Origin of the sequence: Okeania sp. SIO2B3 (genome assembly GCF_010672525.1) — a bacterium.
Taxonomy (GTDB): domain Bacteria; phylum Cyanobacteriota; class Cyanobacteriia; order Cyanobacteriales; family Microcoleaceae; genus Okeania.
Window position 1 is genome coordinate 62,361 of the sequence record NZ_JAAHGH010000025.1, and the last position, 22,148, is coordinate 84,508.

Here is a 22,148-nt window from a genome sequence, read left to right on the forward strand (position 1 = left end):
AAAATTTAATTGCTTCCTTTCCCCTAAAAACCCACTAATGACCATGAACAATTACCCGATTTTTTCTGACCAGGGCTATCAAATAATTAGAGAACTCGGACACAATAATATTGGCGGGCGAGTTACTTATTTAGCTAAAAACATCAACACTCAAAAAAAGGTAGTTATCAAACAATTTCAATTTGCCAAACTAGGAGCAACTTGGGCAGAATATGATGCCTACTCTCAAGAAATTGAAGTATTAAAAAGTCTCCAGCATCCAAGTATTCCTCAATACTTAGATTCTTTTCAAACTGTTGATGGTTTTTGCATGATTCAAGAATATATTAATGCGGAATCTGCTGTTACTTTTCGTCAGTGGCAACCCCAAGAAATTAAACAGATTGCTATTTCAATTTTAGAAATTTTAGTCTATCTACAAAATCAACCACAACCAGTTATTCATCGAGATATTAAACCGGAAAATATCTTAATTGATGAGCAATTAAATGTTTATTTAGTAGACTTTGGTTTCGCCAGAATGGGAGGAGGAGAAATAGCAGCAAGTAGTGTTGTTAAAGGTACGATGGGATTTATGTCTCCAGAACAAATGTTTAATCGCGAACTAACAACAGCATCAGATTTATATAGTCTTGGTGCTACATTAATTTGTTTATTAACTGGGATAAAATCTGGGGATATTGGCAATTTAATTGATGCAAATTATCGGATAATTTTTAGTCATTTAGTCCCGCCATTAAAAAGAGGTTGGATTAATTGGTTGGAAAAGATGACGGAACCAAAACCTACTGATAGATATGAAAATGCTAAGAAGGCTTTAGCTGTTCTGAGACCTTTAGATGTTAATCGTTTACCGAAAGTTAGAATTAGTCAAATAAATCTAAAATTTACTAGCAATAGATGGGGAGAAAAATTAACAGAAACAATCATAGTTAGTAATCCAATTCTAGGCACAATTTTATCTGGAAGGTGGGAAGTTGCTCCCCATGTAAATGACCCTCCTCATACTCCTTATGACCATAGTTGGATTTCATTTACACCTAATAAGTTTGAAGGCAATAATGTAGCGTGTGAAATTACAGTCGATACCAGTAAGTTAGTAGAAAATGAAACTCATAAAAGGGAGATATTTTTACATAATAACTCAGCATCAGAAATTGAAACTATAAATGTTGAGGTGAAAACTGCTAGTGTGCCTAAATTAGAAGCTGGCTCTGTTTTGATGTTCTTTTTTTATCGCTTTGTTGTGGCAGCGGTTATATTTTCCAGTTTTAGTTTATTCAAATTCAATCCGGCATTTATTCCGTTGGCAGTAATATGTATAGCAATATGTGCTTTCGTTTATTCCACAACTGAACCCCTACTTTTTACTGAACCCCTACTTTTTACTGAACCCCTACTTTTTACTGAACCCCGAATTTCAAAAGACATAGATTTCGCTTATACAATAGCTATTTTAATTTCTATTTTAATTTCTATTGTAATTTCTATTTTAATTTCTATTTTAATTTTTATATTTCCTGGACTGCTCATTCTTATAATCGGTTTGACAATCAGTTTTCTTATCTTCTACGAAATACAAGAAATATTCACAGCTATTTTAGCAATAGGACTAGACTTCAGCTTAATTAGAACTTTTAAGGTTTTTTCTGAAGTCATTCCTCAACTAGACTGCCTTACTTTAGGAGAAATTTTAGCCTCAGCAATAGTAGCGGTCGCCTCTATTTTTGCTACTCTAATACCCCTAATTTATTTCATATCCAAACCTGTCAAAATATTTTCTAAATACAGAAAAGCAGAGCCAAACTTGATTAAACCATAACCACAATGCAAGTATTAGGAAAATCTCCTATAACCTAACTGCTTTGTGTTCTTTAAAATCTACTAAAAACCCATGAATAATTACCCTAACTTTTCTGACAATGGCTATCAAATAATTAGAGAACTTGGTCACAATAATATTGGTGGGCGAGTCACTTATCTAGCCAAAAACATCCACACTCAAAAAAAGGTAGTTATCAAACAATTTCAATTTGCCAAACTAGGAGCAACTTGGGCAGAATATGATGCCTACTCTCAAGAAATTGCAGTCTTAAAAAGTCTCCAGCATCCAGGGATTCCTAAATACTTAGATTCTTTTCAAACTACGGATGGTTTCTGCATGATTCAAGAATATATTGCAGCAGAATCTGCTGTAATTTATCGTCAGTGGCAACCTCAAGAAATTAAACAGATTGCTATTTCAATTTTAGAAATTTTAGTCTATTTACAAAGTAAACGAAAACCTGTTATTCATCGAGATATTAAGCCAGAAAATATTTTAATTGATGAGCAGTTAAATGTTTATTTAGTAGACTTTGGTTTTGCCAGAATGGGAGGAAGAGAAATAGCAGCAAGTAGTGTTGTTAAAGGTACGATGGGATTTATGTCTCCCGAACAAATGTTTAATCGGCAATTAACAAAAGCCTCAGATTTATATAGTCTTGGTGCGACGTTAATTTGTTTATTAACTGGGATAAAATCCGCAGATATTGGTAATTTAATTGATGGGAATTATCGGATAATTTTTCGTCATTTAGTTCCACCGCTACAAAGGGGTTGGATTAATTGGTTGGAAAAGATAACAGAACCAAAATATACTGATAGATATGAAAATGCGGAGGTAGCTTTAGCTGCTGTTCGAGTTTTAGATGTCAATCGTTTACCAAAACTTAGAATTAGTCAAACAAATCTGGAATTTGCTAGTGATAAATGGGGAGAAAAATTAGCAGAAACAATAATAGTTAGTAATCCAATTCCAGAAACAATTTTATTTGGAAGGTGGGAAGTTGCTCCCCATGTAAGTGACCCTCCTCATACTCCTTATGACCATAGTTGGATTTCATTTACACCTCATAAATTTGAAGGCAATAATGTAAAGTGTAAAATTACAGTCGATACCAGTAAGTTAGTAGAAAATGAAATTTATAAACGGGAGATAATTTTACATAATAATTCAGAATTAGAAACTCACAAGATAAATATTCAGGTGAAAACTGCTAGTGTGCCTAAATTAGAAGCTGCCTCCATTTTGGAGTTCTTTTTTGCTCGCTTTTTCGTGGCAGTAGCTATATTTTGCGGGTTTAGTTTATTGCAATTCAATCCTCTATTGATTTGGTGGGCAGTAGGATCTATAGCAATATCTGGTTTAGATAATTTCGTAAACAAAAAAACTGTTACATAAATTGATTTTTTATCTATAGTAACTATAATAACTATTGTACCTTTTATACTGATTTTAAATAGTCTAGGAGAGTTATTGATTATAATGTTATATGCGACACTACTAATGTTCCCAATTTTGTTTTATTTAGCTAGGCCGTATTTGTTGATATTGGCAAAAGCAATTCAATTAATCATACCTAAAAACGAGATATATCAATTGTTCTCTAAAATAGAAAAAAGACTTATAAATCTTTTAACAATAGGACTAGACATTAGCTTAGTTATAACTTTTAAGATTTTTTATGAAGTCACTCCTCAACTACACTGCTTTACTTTAGGAGAAATTTTAGACTCAGCAATAGTAGCGATCGCCTCTCTTTCTATTACCCTAATACCCCTACTTTATTTAATCTTGAAACCTGTCAGAATATTTTCTAAATACAGAAAAACAGAGCCAAACTTAATTAAACCATAATCAAAATCTAGCCTTCTGGAATCAGATTCTAGGATTTAATTTTTTCCTATTCCTTGTCATCTAAAAAACTACTAATTACTATGAACAATTACCCCAACTTTTCCAACTACGGCTATCAAATAATCAAAGAACTCGGACACAACCGTGCAGGTGGAAGAGTAACCTATCTTGCCACAGAAATTAACACTCAAAAAACAGTAGTAGTTAAACAATTTCAATTTGCTACAACTGGAGCACATTGGTCAGAATATCAAGCTTATGAAAGAGAAGTTCAAGTATTAAAAACACTAGACCATCCCAACATTCCCCACTACTTAGATTCCTTCCAAACACCATCAGGTTTTTGTATGGTACAGGAATATAAAAACGCTATTTCTTTAGCAAATTTAGCAACTTCTCAAAAATGGCAACCCCAACAAATTAAACAAATAGCAATTTCAGTTCTAGAAATTCTTAAATATCTCCAAAACAGAATTCCACCTGTAATTCATAGAGACTTAAAACCAGAAAATATTCTAGTAGATAACCAGATGAACATTAGCCTAGTAGACTTTGGTTTTGCCAGGATAGGAGGAGGAGAAGTTGCTGTTAGTAGCGTAGTCAAAGGTACATTAGGATTTATGCCTCCAGAACAAATGTTTAATCGCGAATTAACAACAGCATCAGACTTATATAGTCTCGACGCAACATTAATTTGTTTATTAACAAACACCCCCGCAACAGAAGTAGGCAGTCTCATGGATGACATGGGAAAAATTAATTTTCAGCAGCAAGTAAACCACCTCAGTCAAGACTTTATTGTCTGGCTAGAAAAAATGGTACAACCTAATTATAAAGATAGGTATTCATCAGCAGAATTAGCCCTTGACGCTTTAATTCCTTTAGAAGTATTAGCCCCTTCTAGAAGACAAAATTTGACCCAAACGGCATTAATTACCACTATTGTATATATGGCAATTTTGAGTGGCGCTTTTGCTATATTCAGAGCTTATAATATTCAACTAAATCAACCCCTTGTATCCACGAAAATAGAAGATTCATATCAAGCTCAAAACAAACCATTTCAAAACAAAAGGAAATGCCTCAATCATCGAAAATAGTTACAGCAGTTTTTTTAGTTTATGAAGCACAAAGTTTGAGAAATTCATAAACAAAGGAAATATACTCAGAAAAACTGTACTTCACCATTTCAATAAAATGCTAGAAGTAGACTTTGATTTTCTCGAAGTTGAATAATTATTTCTCAACAAGCTTCTTACAGCAGTGGCTTTAAAAAATTTATCAACTCTATTATCAGTCGTCAATATAATCTTCTTGAAAAGCTTTCAACAATTATAGCAATATGATTTTATTTGTGAGATATTGGAAACTTTTAGGCAACAGGCAACAGCTCCGGAAGGCAACAGAGAAGAAGAAAAAAACGTATAATATGAATGTAATAATTACTATATTCTGTACTTTTAAGGAACACTTCAATTCTCACAACTGATTCCTGATTGCTATAATAATTACCTCTCCTTGAAAAGAAGAGGATTGACTCAAAGGAAATTTTTTATTTATTATCCCCTTAAAAGGGGAGGCTTTAAACCACTATTTTTCGGTAAATTTTAACAGCTAATAACTGATAACTAACCATTATTCTTCAAAATATGAAATCTGTTATTCACAATGGCTTTCTCAGATTAGCTTTAGTCAACATTTTATCTAATTTAATGGTGCCTTTAGCAAGTCTAGTAGACTTAGCCTTTTTAGGTTATTTAGATGAAATTCATCATTTAGCAGGAGTTTCCCTAGCCACAATTTTATTTAACTATATTTACTGGACTTTTGGCTTTTTACGGATGGGTACTACTGGTACAACTGCTCAAGCTAGAGGAAGTGAAAATCATCAGGGAGTAAAACAAATTTGTCTACGCAATTGCTTAATTGCTTTAGCTATTGCCACGATAATTATAATTTTCAAATATCCTTTGCGAGAAATTGGCTTTACTTTACTTAGTGCAACTCCAGAAGTAAAAGCTAGTGGTATTAGCTACTATCAAAGTTTAATTTGGGGTGCCCCTGCTACCTTATTAAACTTCGTATTAATAGGTTGGTTTTTAGGACTAGAACAAGGAGGAAAAGTTTTACTACTATCAGTATTTAATAAAGGCACAAATATTATCTTAGATTATATTTTTATTGTCCGTTGGGGATGGGAAAGTAGCGGTGCGGGTAGTGCTACAGCAATAAGTCAATATATTACTTTAGTTGTAGGCATAATTTGTGTTTTTAACTTAATATCTTTGACAGAAATTCCTCAGTTAATCAAAGATATTTGGCAACCTCAAGTAATTAGAGAAACTTTTATTCTCAATCGAGATATTCTGATTCGCACTTTTGCCCTAATTTCTACTTTTGCTGTATTTACTAATTTAAGTTCATACATAAATACTCTAGTTTTAGCAACTAATACCCTGTTATTACAGGTAGTGACATTAGCAGCTTATTTTATTGACGGTTTAGCTTTTGCCACAGAAAGTCTAGCAGGTAAAAGTTATGGTGAAGGAAATCAAGAACAATTAAAGGTATTAGTAAAATTGTCAGGAATAATTAGTGTGAGTATCGGGTTAACTTTTGCTCTAATATTCTGTCTATTCCCTACTCCTTTATTTAGTTTGTTGACTAATCATACTGAAGTTATTCACAATATTAATAGTTATGTTTTTTGGCTAATACCTGTTTTGGGTTTTGGGGGAATGGCTTATATGTTAGATGGATATTTTCTCGGTTTAACTCAAGGAAATTTATTACGCAATTCTACTTTAATTGCTAGCTTAGTAGGATTTTTACCTTTTGCTATAGTGGGTTGGTTGTTAAAAAGCAATCATATATTATGGTTAGCTTTAGCAATGTTTATGGCAGCTAGGGCGATTACTTTAGGTATAGCTATTCCTAATATAATCGTTGAAAAATTTTCTCCCTCAATAGAACTTATCAAAGACAATAATGAAAAAACTTTTGTTTTAGGGAGTAGGGAGTAGGCTTCAATTTATCCTGAGAAAAATAAACCTAGCAATAACTTAATTTAAGTTGAATTTACCTGTGGGTTTACTCAAGCGAAACTATATATATTTTTACCAAAATAACAGTATGAATTTTATCATAATTGACCTAGGTTGGCATTCGGAAAAAAGTTGTTTTGCATATCAATACTCAGATAATAAGTTAAAAATATTAGACTGAGGCTTCATACTAGAAATTGCAGCTTTTGTCAGTGAGGTTGAGGAAAGAAACTCAAGGATATATATTTTGGTTTACCCTGATTCTTAATTTCACAATTACCTAATTATAAAAAATCAGTTTTTGCTCAGAAAAATAAACCTAACAATAACTTAATTTAAGTTGGCTTTCCCTGTTACTTCACCAATAAATTTAAGTCTGAAGCCTCCTCTTTTCAGAGGATAAAAAAAGAAGATTCCATATTTAAAGCTCAAAGGATAAAAAGTCAAAAGATATAGCGATCGCTTTCTCAAGCTCTTAGTAATACTCAAAAATAGGTAGGACGAATAAACCTAAAGTTATCTGTGCTAATAGTATGACAAAACAATTAAAAAATCATTACTACTTCCCGTTCTACTTTTTCCGGGTATTGCAAAGTAACTTTCAAAAACAAAACTAAATCGCGACCGCTCGATATAGCTTTGACTAATCAAATCAGCTTTTAATATTATTTATCTAAATCAAAGTAGTCTAATTTTCCCCAAATTATTACAAAATATTTCACGAACTTGCGTTGTTTCAGCGATTTGGTACATAGTTTGTACATAAGATATTGTGCCAATGTTGTGCTTAAACCTAAGAATAGACTCTTCAATACAAGGCTACAAGCTAGTATTTACGTTAATAACACCTCAAATATGCCAATTTTCAGCCGAGAGGTATAGCCTCAAAAAAACAAATTTTGAACAAGTACAAATACCCAAGTAATTCTAGTCATTGACAAATAGTAGATATTAGCTGATAGCTGAGAGCTGACCGCTGTTTGCGCAGCATTCCGGAGGAAATGCTTACTTTAAAGCCTCCTTGTTGCATAGGTACTGATAACTGATAACTGAAATTACCCTGACAAAAGACTTTTTCAGCAAACCCTATTTACCAAAACAACACTATGAAATTTATAGGAATAGACCTCGGTTGGCGTTCGGGAAAAACTGGTCTGTGCTGTCTACAATACTCAGACAAAAAGTTAAAAATATTAGATTTAGACTGCATACTAGAAATTGAAGATATTCTCAATTGGATTGATAATTTTACTCCTTTACTAACTCCTGCTTTAATTGCCGTAGATGCTCCAACAATAATTCCCAATCAAACAGGAACTAGACTACCAGATAAACTTACTCATAAATATTTTGGTCGTTATCATGCAGGATGTTATCCGGCAAATCTTAACCGTCCTTTTGCTCAGAAAACCGTAAATTTTGGCATGAGTTTGGCAGCTAAAGGATTTATTCATGCACCAACAATTGAACCGCAACAACCAGGACGTTTTCAAATCGAAGTTTATCCTCATCCAGCTATAGTTAATTTATTTAGTTTAGAAAAAATTTTGAAATACAAAAAAGGGAAATTAGCAGACCGTAAATCAGAACTTTTGAAACTGCACCAATATATAACAAATATCTTAACTACCCTTGAACCAACTCTAGAAATTTCTGAAAATTTCCTAGATACTGAAAATATCAATAGTATAGCTACCCTCAAAATTACAGAAGATAAATTAGATAGTTTAATCTGTGCTTATATTGGTGCATACTGGTGGTATTGGGGTCAAGCAAAAAATTTAGTTTTGGGCGATGACACCACCGGATATATAGTAGTTCCTGAACGACTAGCGCCGCTACGCGGAAGTTAAAAGTCAAAAGTCAAAAGTTAAAAATCTTGATTGGTAAGGCTTTTAAGATTTTATAATTGGTTAGTTATTCCCGCCTTCTTCTACTAGATTAAACCCTTTTCAAATATATGAAAGAAAATATAGCAGAACTCAAATCAGAAGTAGAAACTTTACAAGCAGAAATAGAAACTTTTACGCGGAAGTCAAAATTCAAAATTCAAAAGTCAATCATTTTTGATTGGTAAGGCTTTTTGGATTTTGTAACTGGTTAGTTATTCCTGCCCTCTTTTACTAGATTAAATCCTTTTCAAATATATGAAAGAAAATATAGCAGAACTCAAATCAGAAGTAGAAACTTTACAAGCAGAAATAGAAACTTTACAGACCGAAGTAGAGACTCTTCGTCATCAACGTTCTTCTTTCCGAATAGATGTTAGTTTTCCTCCAGATAATACTCCTGAAACACTAGCAGAATTTCATAAAAAAAATGCTGAAGAAGCTGCAAAGTGGCAAGAAGAATTACAGGAAATTAATCAATCTCTCAAAGTATTAGAAGCACAACTTAATCAGAAAAAAACTACATTAGCACCAAAAAAATCTCGACTAGAATGGCACGAACTACAAGAAAAAGTTTATCAAGGGGGAAAAGAATTACAGGAGCAAGTTAAAACAGTCAATGAAAAAGCTAATCAACTTGAAGCGGAAATACAAAATCTTAAGCAAATTTATCAACAATTAAATCCACTTTATTGTGAGTGGGTACAAAATTCAGCTAATATAGTTGACTTTAAGGCTAAAACTATTCCTTATGTCTATGTTAAAAAAAATGGGTTTGAACTAGGAAATAAAGAAATAGATTCATTAATTGATAATGGATAATGGATAATTGATAATTACCTCTGGTTAAAACCGCTCTTGATTTAATATAAGGAAATATTATTTCTTTTCTTGATCGATTGGATATGGTTAGGTAACCTATCCATCCCATCCTACGGAATGCTCCGCAAACGACCATTTTTTCCCCTTAAAAGGGGAGACTTCAAGGTGCAAATTATTTAGTTATTAATTATTAATTATTCGGTAAGGGCTATTTCAGTTATAAGTTATCAGTAAAAGGGAAGAGGAAAAAATATTGAGATACATCTCTCTTTTTGTTGAGTTTCCTTGATTAACTCAATCTACAGATGGTAAATTTTTTGTCGGAATTTTTTCGTGTTTCAAAGTTGGGAATATTATAGGTTGGGTTCAGCGGTAGCGTAACCCAACATCTATAGCTAAAAGAAGAGGAAAAAATATTGAGATACGCCTCTATTTTTGTTAGGTTTCCCACCTCAACCAAACCGACAAATGGTAAATTTTTTGTCGGAATTTTTTCGTGTTTCAAAGTTGGGAATATTATAGGTTGGGTTCAGCGGTAGCGTAACCCAACATCTATAGCTAAAAGAAGAGGAAAAAATATTGAGATACGCCTCTATTTTTGTTAGGTTTCCCACCTCAACCAAACCGACAAATGGTAAATTTTTTGTCGGAATTTTCTCCTGTGTCAAAGTTGGGAATATTATAGGTTGGGTTCAGGGGTAGCGTAACCCAACATCTATAGCTAAAAGAAGAGGAAAAAATATTGAGATACGCCTCTATTTTTGTTAGGTTTCCCACCTCAACCAAACCGACAAATGGTAAATTTTTTGTCGGAATTTTCTCCTGTGTCAAAGTTGGGAATATTATAGGTTGGGTTCAGGGGTAGCGTAACCCAACATCTATAGCTAAAAGAAGAGGAAAAAATATTGAGATACGCCTCTATTTTTGTTAGGTTTCCCACCTCAACCAAACCGACAAATGGTAAATTTTTTGTCGGAATTTTCTCCTGTGTCAAAGTCGGGAATATCCTAAGTTGGGTTCAGGGATATTGCCACCCAACATATATAGCTAAAGAAAGAGGAAAAAAATTGAAAGATACCTCTATTTTTGTTAGGTTTCCCACCTCAACTAAACCGACAAGTGGTAAATTTTTTGTCGGAATTTTCTCGTATGTCAAAGTCGGGATTAAATTTTAATTCCTCACCAATTTAGTTGTCTTTTCATAATCTGAAGATTTGCTCATATATCCTAATTTTCAAATCCAAAGAAACTGGCGATCGCTGGTAATAATTTTTCCCACTGTTCGATTAATTTTGCAGTTTTAGGTATTCCTGTAAATAATCCTTTTAAAAATATAATTGCTTTTTCTGCTATTTCTTGGTTTCCCTGTGGATTTTTTCCTGCTTCTGCCAGACTTTGTAATTGCTTTAAAGCTTTTTCTTTATACTTTTGAGTCAAATTTGAGTCTGCTTCAATTGCTTTTTGAAGTTGAGTTAAAGCTTCTTTAATTCCTGGTTTATTTGGTTCAGAAGAATCTGGCAATTTATTGATAGAAGCAGTAACATTTCCGCCAACACTGCCTGTGACAAAATTGGAGGCTTTACTTGTTCCAGATTTTATAGATTTGTCTGCCATATCTAACCTCAATTAATTTATGAAAAATTTGCTAATTTCAAAATAATTCGATACTTTTCAATTGGAAAAATTAGTCAATAGAAGAGACTACATCTCCCCCTACTTCACCTGATACGAAATTAGAACCAGTGCTGTTTTCAACGTTAATAGAACGATCGATAGAATGATTATCAAAATTCAAGTTTAATGATTTTAGTTCCTCTGTATTCATAACTTTGTATAGCTCAACGATTACTTCTATAATCCACTTTTTATCTGAGCTAACTAAAATTCTTTGCTCCCCTGAATTTACTGCCATAAGCATACCATACCGTTCAGAAATTTTATTACGTTGATGCTGAACAAATAGCCAAATATCAACACCTAATATTAATAAGCCTAATATTCTTGCAGTTGTGTCCGGTACTAGAAGTAATACAATGCCTATAAACAGTAAAATTAAATAGTATCTAGGGATTTTTTTTTCGGTTGTTAGGTCTACAAAACTAAGACTGGTAATGTTGTGAATTTGATAAACACTATCCGCGTAAATTAAGGTTTTACCTCTAACTTTTATAAGTGATGTTTTTACTCTAACTGGTTCTTTACCATCTTTTGGGAAAAAATCATTTACCATTGAATTTACCTCAAAATTATTCCTATACTAGAACTTAACAGTCATATTTTTTTCAAGCTGTAAAACTTAGTTTAGATAGAGTAAAAAATATTCACTACTCATAATATTGAGTCAGAAAATTTCTAATCATACCCTAAACCCTAATTTAAGAGTTAAATCCGGTTTTGACTATACTAAATTGCCTACTTAAATCGCGATTTTTGTAAATAAAAATCAAGTAAATATAGGAAAATATCCTAAAACGTCCTATGAGAATGAGCTAAAATGGCTAAAACTATTATTAGAACTAAAATCAATGACTATTACGGAAATTTTACAATTTGCCGATCGCCTAGTTTTTGCTCATAGAGGAAAACATTTAGATGATATTCAAGAAACAGTTATTAAAGGTGTTTGGCAAGGTAAAACTTATGACAATATTGCACAAGAATGTAACCGTAGTGAAAGTCGAATTCGAGATGTAGGTTATCAATTATGGAAAACTTTTTCCGAAAGTTTAGGAGAAGAAATAAATAAATCTAATTTTCGCTCTACTATTGAAAGATTACAGATACAGGAAAAATCGTCTATTTGCAGAACTAATTGTAATTTTAACTTTGGGTCACAAACTCTATATCAATATCAAAAATATCCTCAAGATTCTCAAAGCAAAGATATAGCTAAAACAACTTTTCAGGATTTAAGTATTGCCCCTACAATTAATCATGCTTACTTTTACGGACGTACTAAAGAACTAGAAATTCTCTCCAACTATATCTTCCATCAAAAAACTCGTCTGATGTCAGTATTAGGATTAAGCGGTATTGGCAAAACAACCCTAGTCAAAAGATTTATTGACTTGAATATTCAAAAGTTCGATGTAGTAATTTGGAGAAATTTAAAACTTGTTAAATCTCTAAACTCTCTAATGACCGACCTCTTAAAAAAAATCAGTATCGAAAATCAAAATATTCTCATCTCAGACGAACAATTCACCCAATTTTTAGACTTATTATCTAGGCAAAAATGTTTAATTGTTCTTGACGACGTACAAAACATATTTATCAGTAGAAAATTTGCCGGACAATACCAAACTCAACATACAGAATATCAAAACCTCTTCCAAGCGATCGCTCAAACTGAACATCAAAGTTGTGTAATATTAATTAGTCAAGAAAAAGCTCAGGAAATGACAGCTTTAGACCGAGAATTATATCCAATTCAATGTTTAGAATTAGGAGGCTTAGATAATTCATCCGGAATAGAAATAATCCAAGAATATAAATTACAAGACAGAGAATATTGGTTGAATTTAAACAATACGTATCTAGGCAATCCCTTATACTTACAATATATATGTACTTTAATCAAAGATATTTTTCAAGACCAAGTCTCTCAGTTGATAGCTGAAGGGAACTTAATTATCACAGAAGAAATGAAACTACTTTTCGACACCTCATATCAGAGAATGTCAGACATAGAAAAACAAATAGTTTTAAAAATAAGTAAATCCCATGAAAATGTTTCAATAGAAGACTTAAAAAAATCCTGCTCATTATCCTCTATAGATATTATCAATGGATTACAATCCCTGAAAAGACGATACTTATTAAATTCAATAAAAAATAACAATACCTTATTTAGCCTATCCCCCTTATTCAAAGAATATATTAAAAACTTTCAGATGCAAAACTAAACTATTTAATAGTAGTTAGGAGTCAGGAGTCAGGAGTCAGGAGTCAGAATGTTAAAAGCTTTCAATTCACCAAATAAATATTTTTTTTCTTTTCCCTATTCCCTATTCCCTATTCCCTATTCCCTATTCCCTAAAAAGCAAAATTAAGTAATTTTTTTAATGATTTTAGCCACGAATTCTGATAACTTATATAGAATCCCGTTGAATAGTTATTGTATAGTTGGGAGTAGGGGAGTGGGGGAGTGGGGGAGTGGGGGAGATTAAAGGCTTGAAGTAATTATAGAATTATCAACATATACTATATAACCGGATGCTATATTACAGCAGATTCAGTAGTTAATGCGGTCAAACTGAAGAAATAAATATTTTTTGCCTGCCTCCTATTTTCTACTCCCTACTACCTTTCAGAATTTTCAAAGTTTTAAATTCACCGAATAAATATTTTTTACCGAATAATTAAGGTTTAAAGCCTCTCCTTCTAGAGGATAAACAAGAAAAAAAATCCTTTGAGTCGATCCTCTTCTTTTCAAAGAGAGGTAACTGTTAATTATTAATTATTAATTGTTTAAATGTACCCTATTGCCTATTCCCTAAAAAGCAAGATTAAGTAATTTTTTTAATGATTTTAGCCACGAATTCTGATAACTTACAGCAGGTTCAGCGGTTAATACCAAATCTCAAAAGTTTTGCTATACTTAGGTACTACTTCAAGAATTAAGTAATCAACACAAGCCGAATAACCTTTTTAATAATTATTAGTTAGGAGCGTGTTCATTATTCTGATGTTTACTTCCCCTCCTGGGAGGGGTTAGGGGTGGGTTCCCCCACTCCCCCACTCCCCTACTCCCTACTCCCTACTCCCTACTCCCTTTCCTAATAGTAAACTTTCGTTACAATCCAAAGTCTACTATTTCCACAGATGTCACGTCCTTGTAAACTTAACTAATCAGGACAATCATATTGACCTACTGATACTGATATAGCAGAAGGCAAAAGGGAAAGGCTATCTTGAAAATTTGAGTTTGAGACCTTTGTTATATCCCAACCTTATGCTTTGCTTGCTATTTAGATAAAAAATTTGAGAAGTAGAAGGTAAAATAAAGATGGCCGAATCAAGCCAACTACCATATTTATTACGAGCAACTAAGGGTGAAGTCTTAGACCGTCCACCTGTATGGATGATGAGACAAGCAGGACGTTACATGAAATCTTATCGAGATTTACGAGAGAAATACCCCTCATTTCGTGAGCGTTCCGAAAACGTAGATATTGCTGTGGAAATATCTCTGCAACCTTTCCACGCATTTAAACCTGATGGAGTAATTTTATTCTCAGATATCCTCACCCCACTTCCAGCAATAGGCATTGATTTTGATATAGTCGAAAGTAAAGGACCAATAATTGACCCTCCTATTCGTACTCAATCTCAAATTGACCAACTTCACCCCATCGAACCAGAAGAGTCTCTACCTTTTATCAGAGAAATTTTACAAATTCTCAAAAGAGAAGTTAAGAACGAAGCAGCAGTTTTAGGTTTCGTTGGGGCACCTTGGACATTAGCAGCTTATGCCATAGAAGGTAAAAGTTGTAAGGATTATACTTTTATCAAGAGAATGGCCTTTTGCGAACCAGAAATGTTGCATCAGTTTCTAGGCAAACTAGCAGACGCGATCGCCGTTTATGCTCGTTACCAGATAAATAGTGGAGCACAAGTTATCCAAATGTTTGATTCTTGGGCAGGTCAACTTAGTCCCCAAGATTATGAAACTTTTGCCTTGCCTTATCAAAAACGAGTAGTCCAACAGGTAAAGGCAACTCATCCAAACACACCTTTTATTCTTTATATTAATGGCAGTGCTGGATTATTAGAGAGAATGCCCCAAACTGGTGTTGATATAGTTAGTGTAGACTGGACAGTAGACATCGGCGAAGCAAGACAACGCCTGGGTAAAAATATTGGCATACAGGGAAATATAGATCCTGGCGTACTTTTTGGTTCTAAAGAGTTTATCAAATCTCGAATTTTAGAAACTATTCGCAAAGCAGGCAACCAAGGTCATATTCTAAATTTAGGACATGGTGTGTTGCAAAAGACTCCAGAAGAAAATGTAGAATTCTTCTTTAAAACTGCCAAAGAGGTTAGCAATTTACTAGCATTAACTGCTTAACTAAATTCAACCTGATCTGAGATTTCCATTAATTTTTGTTTTGTCTAGGGGTGGGTTTATACTCACCCCTATATTTGAAGTAAGAAGTAAGAAGGAAGAAGGAAAAATATTATTTTGTCTGAGTTTTATAGCGCTTTTAATATAGATATACTACAGTTAGTACGGGCAACCCAAAAGCATTTTTGGCATTGCTGAAGTAAGGAATGAAAGTCAACTTTGAGTAAATTTTCAGCCAAAACAATAGTGCAAACTATACTTATTTATTTCTATTTAGTCACCGAAAAACTCCTTTATAACTACTTAAACGCCACATTTTTCTACTCCCTACTCCCTACTCCCTACCCAAAAATAATTAATTTTGTGGTCTACTTAAAAAAAACTAGGTAACACTTCAGTTATTACAGCACTTTTGAAGATAGTGAGGTACAGTATTGACATCCTCCCGACGCTGCACTTGCGTGACAGCGTGGGATTCCTCACCATCGCGCTCTTAGGTCTTTCTGCTGCCTCTTGCAGAGGAGCTGCGCTAACAATGCACCAGCCTCCAAGGTCGAGCCTCTTTTCGGTCTTACAGTCGCTCCACAGACTGACACTGCTAGCCCAGCAGCCATACTTTAAGTCTAACACACTATTGACATGCGCCGCAAAATTGATTGGTTTTCCCATCCCTCCGCTCCCCTAATAGCTGCCGCACTTGCTCCGCCTTTTCCTGACGGAATGCTCCGCTTTCCATGTCGGCGACAGCCGTTAACGCAGTTATGCGCTAGCAAAACGGGAGAGCGCGGGTCAAGGGCCAACGTTGAGATCAAACTATTCTTATATTTCCTGTTCCCTGTTCCCTAGAGCAATAAAACTTTGTACCTCATTAACTCGAAAACTGCTGTAAGTAATTAAAACTACCCCAATCGTTTTTTTGCTAATTAGCAGTCCAGTTAATGTTAATTATTCTTATGTTGACTTCTCCCCAACTCCCTCACTCCCCCACTCTCCCATTTCTAGGCTCAATAAAATGTAGATTTTTTTTTTGATAAATAGTATTACACATCCGTATTTTTCCCGTTAGCTAAAATCCGATTTTTTTACCTAAAGATAGCTAAGAAAGGGTGTAAACCTCTTTGGATACATAAAATTTATTTGCTATAGTCTTAGAAGATAGTATCAAGAGTAAAAAATTACTTATAACCGGAATTTTACCTATCATCTAAAACTTAAAATATTTTTTTATGAGTCATAAACGGATTTTTGTAACGGGTGCTAGTGGATGTATCGGTCACTATATTGTTGAGTCATTAATTCAAAATACTCAACACGAACTTTTCTTATTAGTGCGAAACCCGGAAAAGTTAAAAGTTGATTATAAAGCTCGTTCGGGTGTAAATCTTTTAACAGCAAATATCCGAGAAATTGAAAGATTTTCAGACTTACTTTCAGAAATTAATGTGGCTATTCTCATTGCTACTGCTTGGGGTAACTTACAGGAAGTATTTGATATAAATGTTGTCAAAACAATTAAATTAGTCAAATTACTCAATCCAGAAGTATGTGAAAATATTATCTATTTTTCTACAGCTAGTATTCTTGATAGTCAAAACAAATTACTCAGAAAAGCTGGTGAGATTGGTACTGATTATATCCGCTCTAAGTATGACTGTATGTATCAGTTATCTCGACTCAAGAATGTTCCTCCTCTAACTTGTCTTTTTCCTACTTTGGTTTTAGGAGGGAATGAGGAAAAACCTTATTCTCATCTTTCCTCTGGTTTGCCAGAAATAATTAAACATATTGGTTTAATTCGGTGGTTAAAAGCTGATGGGAGTTTCCATTTTATTCATGCTGAGGATATTGCTAGAGTTGTTACTTATCTGGTAGAAAAACCACCCCAGTCAAAAGAACTACAAAAATTAATTTTGGGGAATCCACAAGTTACAGTTAATCAAGCTATTGATGAAATTTGTGCATATCTGAATAAACGAATTTACCTCCAGTTTAATTTGTCTCCTTGGTTGATAGAGGTAATTATCTCAGTATTCAAAATTCAAATGGCGGCTTGGGATAGATTTTGTTTGGAATATCGTCATTTTACATATCAAAATCCAGTTAATCCAGCTACTTTTGAATTACCAACTTTTTGTCCTACTGTTGCTGATATTTTGAGAACTAGCCGCTACGCGGAAGTCAAAAGTCAAAAGTTAAAAGTTAAAAGTTAAAAGTTAAAAGTCAATCATTTTTGATTTGTAATTGTTTTAGGATTTTGTAACTGGAAAGTTTCAAAGATATAGTTTAGCAATCTCTTGCTAATACTTTGAGAACTAGAGATATTTTCCATCACTGAAGAAATACAAAGTTTTCATATCCTAAATTCAGAACAATTTGCTCCCTTCATTGTTCATTTTCTGAAGCTTAAAAAAATTAGAGGAAATTCCCAGGCAACTAACAAAAAATTGTGATAGTATAGAAGTATAAGGGTTAACTCGCCTATACGCATGACTTTTTATTCAACGCAAAAAACAGGATCGCAGAGTTTCAAACAAATATAAAGTGTAGGGATAGATGATGTGGAAAATATCGCCACTCAACATTTAATTAATCTAGCCACTCTTCAACTATAAACTTCCGATCCTACTGTTGCTGATACGCGTGAGAACTAGAGATATTTTTCATAACTAGCCACTACGCGGAAGTCAAAATTCAAAATCCAAAAGTCAAAAGTATTGATTGATAAGACTTCTAGGATTTTGTAACTGGTTAGTTATTTTTGCCATCCTGCACTAGAGAAGTAGAAAGCTCTCAAATCCTCAACTCAGAAAAATTCTTCGTTTCATTTTCTGAAGCTCAAAAAATCAGAGGAAATTCCCAGGCAATAAACAAAAAAACTGTGGTAGTATAAAACTATAAGGGTAAACTCGCCTATACGCATGACTTTTTATTCAACGCAAAAACAGAGTAATTTCAAACAAAGATATATATAGTGTGGCAATGGATGATATGGAAAGTATCGCCACTCAACACTTAATGAATCCAGTCACTTTTCAAATACCAACTTCTTGTCCTACTGTTGCTGATACGCGTGAGAACTAGAGATATTTTCTTCATAACTGAAGAAGAAAGCTTTCAAATCCTCAAGTCAGAAAAGAAAAATTTCTTCCCTTCATTTTCTGAAGCTAAAAAAAAATCAGAGGAAATTCCCCAGGGAATAAACAAAAAACTGTGATAGTATAGAATTATAAGGGCTAACTCGCCTATACGCATGACTTTTTATTCAACACAAAAAAAATAGCACTCAATTAACCTAAACATCAAAACACAAAAAATTTAGATAGACAGAAAAACAGGCTGAATATCCAGGCGATCGCCAACCCTTAAACCCAACTCAGTAGCTCTTCCCCCCCTCAACTCAATAACTCCATCTACAGGAACATTAGGTCCATAAGTAGGACAAGGTTCAGATTCACAAGGAGGTAAATTAGAAAAAATTGCCTGTACCTCCCCATTCCTCAGAAACACCATATCCAGATTAATAAACACATTTCTCATCCAAAAATTCACAGTCCGAGGAGGGTTAATCTCAAACAACATACCTCGATCGTCCGGCAACTCAGTCCTAAACATTAGACCTATCCCCTGTTCAAGTGGATTTTGTGCTACTTCCAAATTAATAGTCTGACCAGAAAAACTCGCCTGCGCTGAAATAGGTAACATTTGACCTAATTCCACCTCACCAAAAATAGAACTAAAACTTGACTCCTCAAGACTTGTCACCCCTGACAAAACTACTAAATATTCTCCCGTTACTCGGTCTTGAATAATAGTATTACTATCAGAAGAAATAATATTCAGTTCACTAAATTGTAAGCCACCAGTTAGGATGAGGCGATCGCTACCATTACCAAAATCTGTAATTACATCTGCATCTGTAATATTCACCCCACCAGTAGAAGATAAACCGCCACGTCTACCAATAGCAAATAAATCATCACCCTCACCTCCACTCATAGTATCCCTACCCAAATTACCAATTAACCAGTCAGGGCCAAAATCTCCAAACATCAAGTCATTTCCTTGCCCGCCAAAAATTGTATCTGCATCTTGTCCACCGTATAAAATATCATCCCCTTGATTACCTTGAAGAACATCAGTTCCTTGGTTGCCGAAAATTTGGTCATTACCCCCAAAACCTTGAACAATATCTTTACTTGTCAAAGCAGCAATGATGTCATCTTCAGGAGTGCCACTGAGAAAATCAATACCTACCGTACCTTGAATATTAGTCATTTCAGTTATCAGTTTCTACGATAAATATCTTTTAGTTGAATAAAAAATCATATGTATAGGCGAGTTTACCCTTGTACAATAAGCATATCAAAATTATTTAGAAACTGCAAGCAGATTCCTGCAACAGATTTTTGAGCTTCACAAAATGAATAATGAATATAGTTACCGAAATATTATGGTTTAAAGCCTCCCCTTTTAAGGGCATAATAAGCAGTCGAGGGATGGCGTTCGCGTAGCGTCCCGGAGGGAACGGTCTCCTCGCCATATCCAATCGACTCCTGTGAAGAAAAATTTTCATAATTAGTCAATCCTCTTCTTTTCAAGGAGAGGTAATTCTAAATTCTTCATTCTTCATTCTTAATTCTTGAACAAATTATTGTCATATCTAATATAAATCCTGGCAAAACATCCTCACCAGATAATGTTTGAGGAGAGTCTAATATTTCCACTTCTTTATCAGCACGATAAATTTCTACTTGCTGATTTTCACGATTAATTAACCAACCTTATCAGTTATCAGTTATCAGTAATTTAAAACCACCAAATAAATCAAATATTTTACCTAGTTGAGCTTTATTGTTCCAGTTCCATAGAGTTAATCACCAAATTATTGTCATATCTAATATAAATCCTGGCAAAACATCCTCACCAGATAATGTTTGAGGAGAGTCTAATATTTTCACTTCTTTATCAGCACGATAAATTTCTACTTGCTTAGATTTGCGATTAACTAACCAACCTTATCAGTTATCAGTTATCAGTAATTTAAAACCACCAAATAAATCAAATATTTTACCTAGTTGAGCTTTATTGTTCCAGTTCAATAGAGTTAATCACCAAATTGTTGTCATATCTAATATAAATCCAGGTAAAACATACTCTCCAGATAATGTTTCAGGTCACACAATTGAATAGCTACCAAATTGTTGTCATATCTAATATAAATCTGGGTAAAACATCTTCTCCAGATAATCTGTCAGGTGAGTCTAATATTTCTACATCTTTACCAGCACGATAAATTTCTACTTGCTTAGATTTGCGATTAATTAACCAACCTAATTTCATCCTATTTTCCAGATATTCTTTCATTTTTTCTCTGGTGTCAGATAAACTGTCGTCAGGTGACATTAATTCGACTAAAAAATCTGGGCAAAAAGGTAGAAATTTTTCTCTTTGTTCGGGAGTTAAATTATTCCATTTTTCTATGGGTATCCAGGAACAACTGGGAGAACGGACAGCACCATTGGGAAGTTGACAACCTAGGGAAGAATTAAAACAAATTCCTAATTTTGTTTCTCTATTCCACATTCCTAAATTGCCACAAATTTCAGCATTAATCATTCCAGTTTCTCCCCCCATCAGTGGCACAATAATTAAATCTCCCTTGGCATTTCTTTCAAATCTTATCTCCTTATTTATTTGACATAGTTGAAAGAATTGTTCGTCTGTTAGGTCAATTATTGAGTCAATCTCGATAGTCAAATTTGTCATTTTGATTCTTTATTCCTCAGAGTTAATTAGCTATCAGCTATCAGCATTTTAGCTATCATCTTTTTGACCTTTGGTTAAATTGGCAACTATTACACCAGATAGTTGAGTCGGGTTTTAAATCCCCTCCTAAACGTAAAAGAAAGTCATAATGCTGACCGCTAACCACTGACTGCTGACTGCTATTTAATTACCAAATTATTGTCATATCTAATATAAATCCAGGCAAAATATTTTCACCAGATAATGTTTTAGGGGAGTTTAATATTTCCAATTCTTTGCCCGCACGATAAATTTCTACTTGCTGATTTTTTGGATTAATTAACCAACCTAATTTCATGCCATTTTCCAGATATTCTTTCATTTTTTTTCTAGCGTCGGATAAGCTGTCGGAAGGTGACATTAATTCGACTAAAAAATCTGGGCAAAGAGGTAAAAATTTTGTTCTTTGTTCGGGAGTTAAATTATTCCATTTTTCTATAGGTATCCAGGAAGCATCGGGAGAACGGTTAGCACCATTTGGGAGGTTAAAACTTGCTGATGAATCAAAAGGAATACCAAGTTTATTTCTGTCTGCCCAGTTAAATAATTGTTGGGTTAATCTACCATTTCGATTTCCAGTTTCTGCACCAGCAGGTGACATAATAATTAAATCTCCTTTAGCATTTCTTTCAAATCTTAAATCCTGGTTTTTTTGACAGAGTTGAAAGAATTGTTCGTCTGTCATTTCAATTACTGAGTCAAGCTCGATAGTAAGGTGATGGTTCTCCTGGTGTTAAAGTTCTCTGGCGTGGACTCTCACGATTGCACGATCTTGTTCAAGGTGGGATTGCTTGTCAGTCTCTTGTGGTTAATTAAACGTGAGTTCAAAGAAATTTTCA

16 protein-coding genes and 1 pseudogene are annotated in these 22,148 nt (G+C 33.8%); 10 read left to right on the plus strand and 7 right to left on the minus strand.

Annotated features, from left to right (window positions below; genetic code table 11):
• The first annotated feature begins 43 nt into the window (after nucleotides 1–43).
• The 7 genes from F6K15_RS18575 (at nucleotide 44) to F6K15_RS18605 (ending at nucleotide 9,434) form a co-directional block, all read left to right on the plus strand.
• The gene (locus tag F6K15_RS18575; RefSeq protein ID WP_293063098.1) at nucleotides 44–1,822 is read left to right on the plus strand and encodes a serine/threonine-protein kinase; all 1,779 of its coding nucleotides are present in this window, start codon (nucleotides 44–46) and stop codon (nucleotides 1,820–1,822) included.
• 72 nt (nucleotides 1,823–1,894) lie between these two features.
• On the plus strand, nucleotides 1,895–3,223 hold the full coding sequence (locus F6K15_RS18580) for a serine/threonine-protein kinase (protein WP_293063100.1): 1,329 nt from the start codon (nucleotides 1,895–1,897) through the stop codon (nucleotides 3,221–3,223).
• Nucleotides 3,224–3,373: 150 nt separating this feature from the next.
• Nucleotides 3,374–3,679 (plus strand): hypothetical protein, encoded by a 306-nt coding sequence (locus F6K15_RS18585; RefSeq protein ID WP_293063102.1) that lies wholly within the window; start codon nucleotides 3,374–3,376, stop codon nucleotides 3,677–3,679.
• Between the two features lie 80 nt (nucleotides 3,680–3,759).
• A complete protein-coding gene (locus tag F6K15_RS18590) occupies nucleotides 3,760–4,779 on the plus strand; it encodes a serine/threonine-protein kinase (protein WP_293063104.1) in 1,020 nt (339 codons plus the stop codon).
• Nucleotides 4,780–5,328: 549 nt separating this feature from the next.
• Nucleotides 5,329–6,702: a guanitoxin biosynthesis MATE family efflux transporter GntT gene (gntT, locus tag F6K15_RS18595; protein WP_293063105.1), complete on the plus strand. Its 1,374-nt coding sequence runs from the start codon at nucleotides 5,329–5,331 to the stop codon at nucleotides 6,700–6,702.
• Between the two features lie 1,127 nt (nucleotides 6,703–7,829).
• Nucleotides 7,830–8,576: a DUF429 domain-containing protein gene (locus F6K15_RS18600; protein ID WP_293063106.1), complete on the plus strand. Its 747-nt coding sequence runs from the start codon at nucleotides 7,830–7,832 to the stop codon at nucleotides 8,574–8,576.
• Nucleotides 8,577–8,870: 294 nt separating this feature from the next.
• A complete protein-coding gene (locus F6K15_RS18605) occupies nucleotides 8,871–9,434 on the plus strand; it encodes a hypothetical protein (RefSeq protein ID WP_293063107.1) in 564 nt (187 codons plus the stop codon).
• A gap of 1,227 nt (nucleotides 9,435–10,661) precedes the next feature.
• Here F6K15_RS18605 and F6K15_RS18610 read toward each other — a convergent pair.
• On the minus strand, nucleotides 10,662–11,048 hold the full coding sequence (locus F6K15_RS18610; protein ID WP_293063108.1) for a hypothetical protein: 387 nt from the start codon (nucleotides 11,046–11,048) through the stop codon (nucleotides 10,662–10,664).
• 70 nt (nucleotides 11,049–11,118) lie between these two features.
• Nucleotides 11,119–11,664 carry a DUF6232 family protein gene (locus F6K15_RS18615; RefSeq protein ID WP_293063109.1) on the minus strand — a complete coding sequence of 182 codons (546 nt, stop codon included), beginning with the start codon at nucleotides 11,662–11,664 and terminating at the stop codon, nucleotides 11,119–11,121.
• A gap of 295 nt (nucleotides 11,665–11,959) precedes the next feature.
• Here F6K15_RS18615 and F6K15_RS18620 point away from each other — a divergent pair, with 295 nt between their 5' ends.
• The 3 genes from F6K15_RS18620 to F6K15_RS18630 all read left to right on the plus strand — a co-directional run bounded on the left by F6K15_RS18620 (nucleotide 11,960) and on the right by F6K15_RS18630 (nucleotide 17,714).
• The gene (locus tag F6K15_RS18620; protein WP_293063110.1) at nucleotides 11,960–13,339 is read left to right on the plus strand and encodes an NB-ARC domain-containing protein; all 1,380 of its coding nucleotides are present in this window, start codon (nucleotides 11,960–11,962) and stop codon (nucleotides 13,337–13,339) included.
• A 1,103-nt stretch (nucleotides 13,340–14,442) separates the two neighbouring features.
• On the plus strand, nucleotides 14,443–15,507 hold the full coding sequence (hemE, locus tag F6K15_RS18625) for a uroporphyrinogen decarboxylase (RefSeq protein WP_293063111.1): 1,065 nt from the start codon (nucleotides 14,443–14,445) through the stop codon (nucleotides 15,505–15,507).
• A 1,223-nt stretch (nucleotides 15,508–16,730) separates the two neighbouring features.
• A complete protein-coding gene (locus F6K15_RS18630) occupies nucleotides 16,731–17,714 on the plus strand; it encodes an NAD(P)-dependent oxidoreductase (RefSeq protein WP_293063113.1) in 984 nt (327 codons plus the stop codon).
• Nucleotides 17,715–18,819: 1,105 nt separating this feature from the next.
• Here F6K15_RS18630 and F6K15_RS18635 read toward each other — a convergent pair.
• From F6K15_RS18635 to F6K15_RS18655, 5 genes and pseudogenes are all read right to left on the minus strand, one after another.
• The gene (locus tag F6K15_RS18635) at nucleotides 18,820–19,779 is read right to left on the minus strand and encodes a DUF192 domain-containing protein (RefSeq protein WP_293063115.1); all 960 of its coding nucleotides are present in this window, start codon (nucleotides 19,777–19,779) and stop codon (nucleotides 18,820–18,822) included.
• Between the two features lie 344 nt (nucleotides 19,780–20,123).
• A complete protein-coding gene (locus F6K15_RS18640) occupies nucleotides 20,124–20,276 on the minus strand; it encodes a hypothetical protein (protein ID WP_375341073.1) in 153 nt (50 codons plus the stop codon).
• A gap of 102 nt (nucleotides 20,277–20,378) precedes the next feature.
• A pseudogene (locus tag F6K15_RS18645) lies at nucleotides 20,379–20,507 on the minus strand (Uma2 family endonuclease); the annotation flags it as partial.
• A 187-nt stretch (nucleotides 20,508–20,694) separates the two neighbouring features.
• Entirely contained in the window at nucleotides 20,695–21,270 is a 576-nt protein-coding gene (locus tag F6K15_RS18650) for a Uma2 family endonuclease (RefSeq protein WP_293063116.1), read from the minus strand.
• A gap of 187 nt (nucleotides 21,271–21,457) precedes the next feature.
• Nucleotides 21,458–21,994 (minus strand): Uma2 family endonuclease, encoded by a 537-nt coding sequence (locus F6K15_RS18655; protein WP_293063117.1) that lies wholly within the window; start codon nucleotides 21,992–21,994, stop codon nucleotides 21,458–21,460.
• Nucleotides 21,995–22,148: the final 154 nt, after the last annotated feature.

What these genes read in the sequence shown, in the direction of transcription:
- F6K15_RS18575 (WP_293063098.1), top strand. Translation starts at nt 44, where the DNA reads ATGAACAATTACCCGATTTTTTCTGACCAGGGCTATCAAATAATTAGA.
- F6K15_RS18580 (WP_293063100.1), top strand. Translation starts at nt 1,895, where the DNA reads ATGAATAATTACCCTAACTTTTCTGACAATGGCTATCAAATAATTAGA.
- F6K15_RS18590 (WP_293063104.1), top strand. Translation starts at nt 3,760, where the DNA reads ATGAACAATTACCCCAACTTTTCCAACTACGGCTATCAAATAATCAAA.
- gntT (WP_293063105.1), top strand. Translation starts at nt 5,329, where the DNA reads ATGAAATCTGTTATTCACAATGGCTTTCTCAGATTAGCTTTAGTCAAC.
- F6K15_RS18600 (WP_293063106.1), top strand. Translation starts at nt 7,830, where the DNA reads ATGAAATTTATAGGAATAGACCTCGGTTGGCGTTCGGGAAAAACTGGT.
- F6K15_RS18605 (WP_293063107.1), top strand. Translation starts at nt 8,871, where the DNA reads ATGAAAGAAAATATAGCAGAACTCAAATCAGAAGTAGAAACTTTACAA.
- F6K15_RS18610 (WP_293063108.1), bottom strand. Translation starts at nt 11,048, where the DNA reads ATGGCAGACAAATCTATAAAATCTGGAACAAGTAAAGCCTCCAATTTT.
- F6K15_RS18615 (WP_293063109.1), bottom strand. Translation starts at nt 11,664, where the DNA reads ATGGTAAATGATTTTTTCCCAAAAGATGGTAAAGAACCAGTTAGAGTA.
- F6K15_RS18620 (WP_293063110.1), top strand. Translation starts at nt 11,960, where the DNA reads ATGACTATTACGGAAATTTTACAATTTGCCGATCGCCTAGTTTTTGCT.
- hemE (WP_293063111.1), top strand. Translation starts at nt 14,443, where the DNA reads ATGGCCGAATCAAGCCAACTACCATATTTATTACGAGCAACTAAGGGT.
- F6K15_RS18630 (WP_293063113.1), top strand. Translation starts at nt 16,731, where the DNA reads ATGAGTCATAAACGGATTTTTGTAACGGGTGCTAGTGGATGTATCGGT.
- F6K15_RS18635 (WP_293063115.1), bottom strand. Translation starts at nt 19,779, where the DNA reads ATGACTAATATTCAAGGTACGGTAGGTATTGATTTTCTCAGTGGCACT.
- F6K15_RS18650 (WP_293063116.1), bottom strand. Translation starts at nt 21,270, where the DNA reads ATGACAAATTTGACTATCGAGATTGACTCAATAATTGACCTAACAGAC.
- F6K15_RS18655 (WP_293063117.1), bottom strand. Translation starts at nt 21,994, where the DNA reads ATGACAGACGAACAATTCTTTCAACTCTGTCAAAAAAACCAGGATTTA.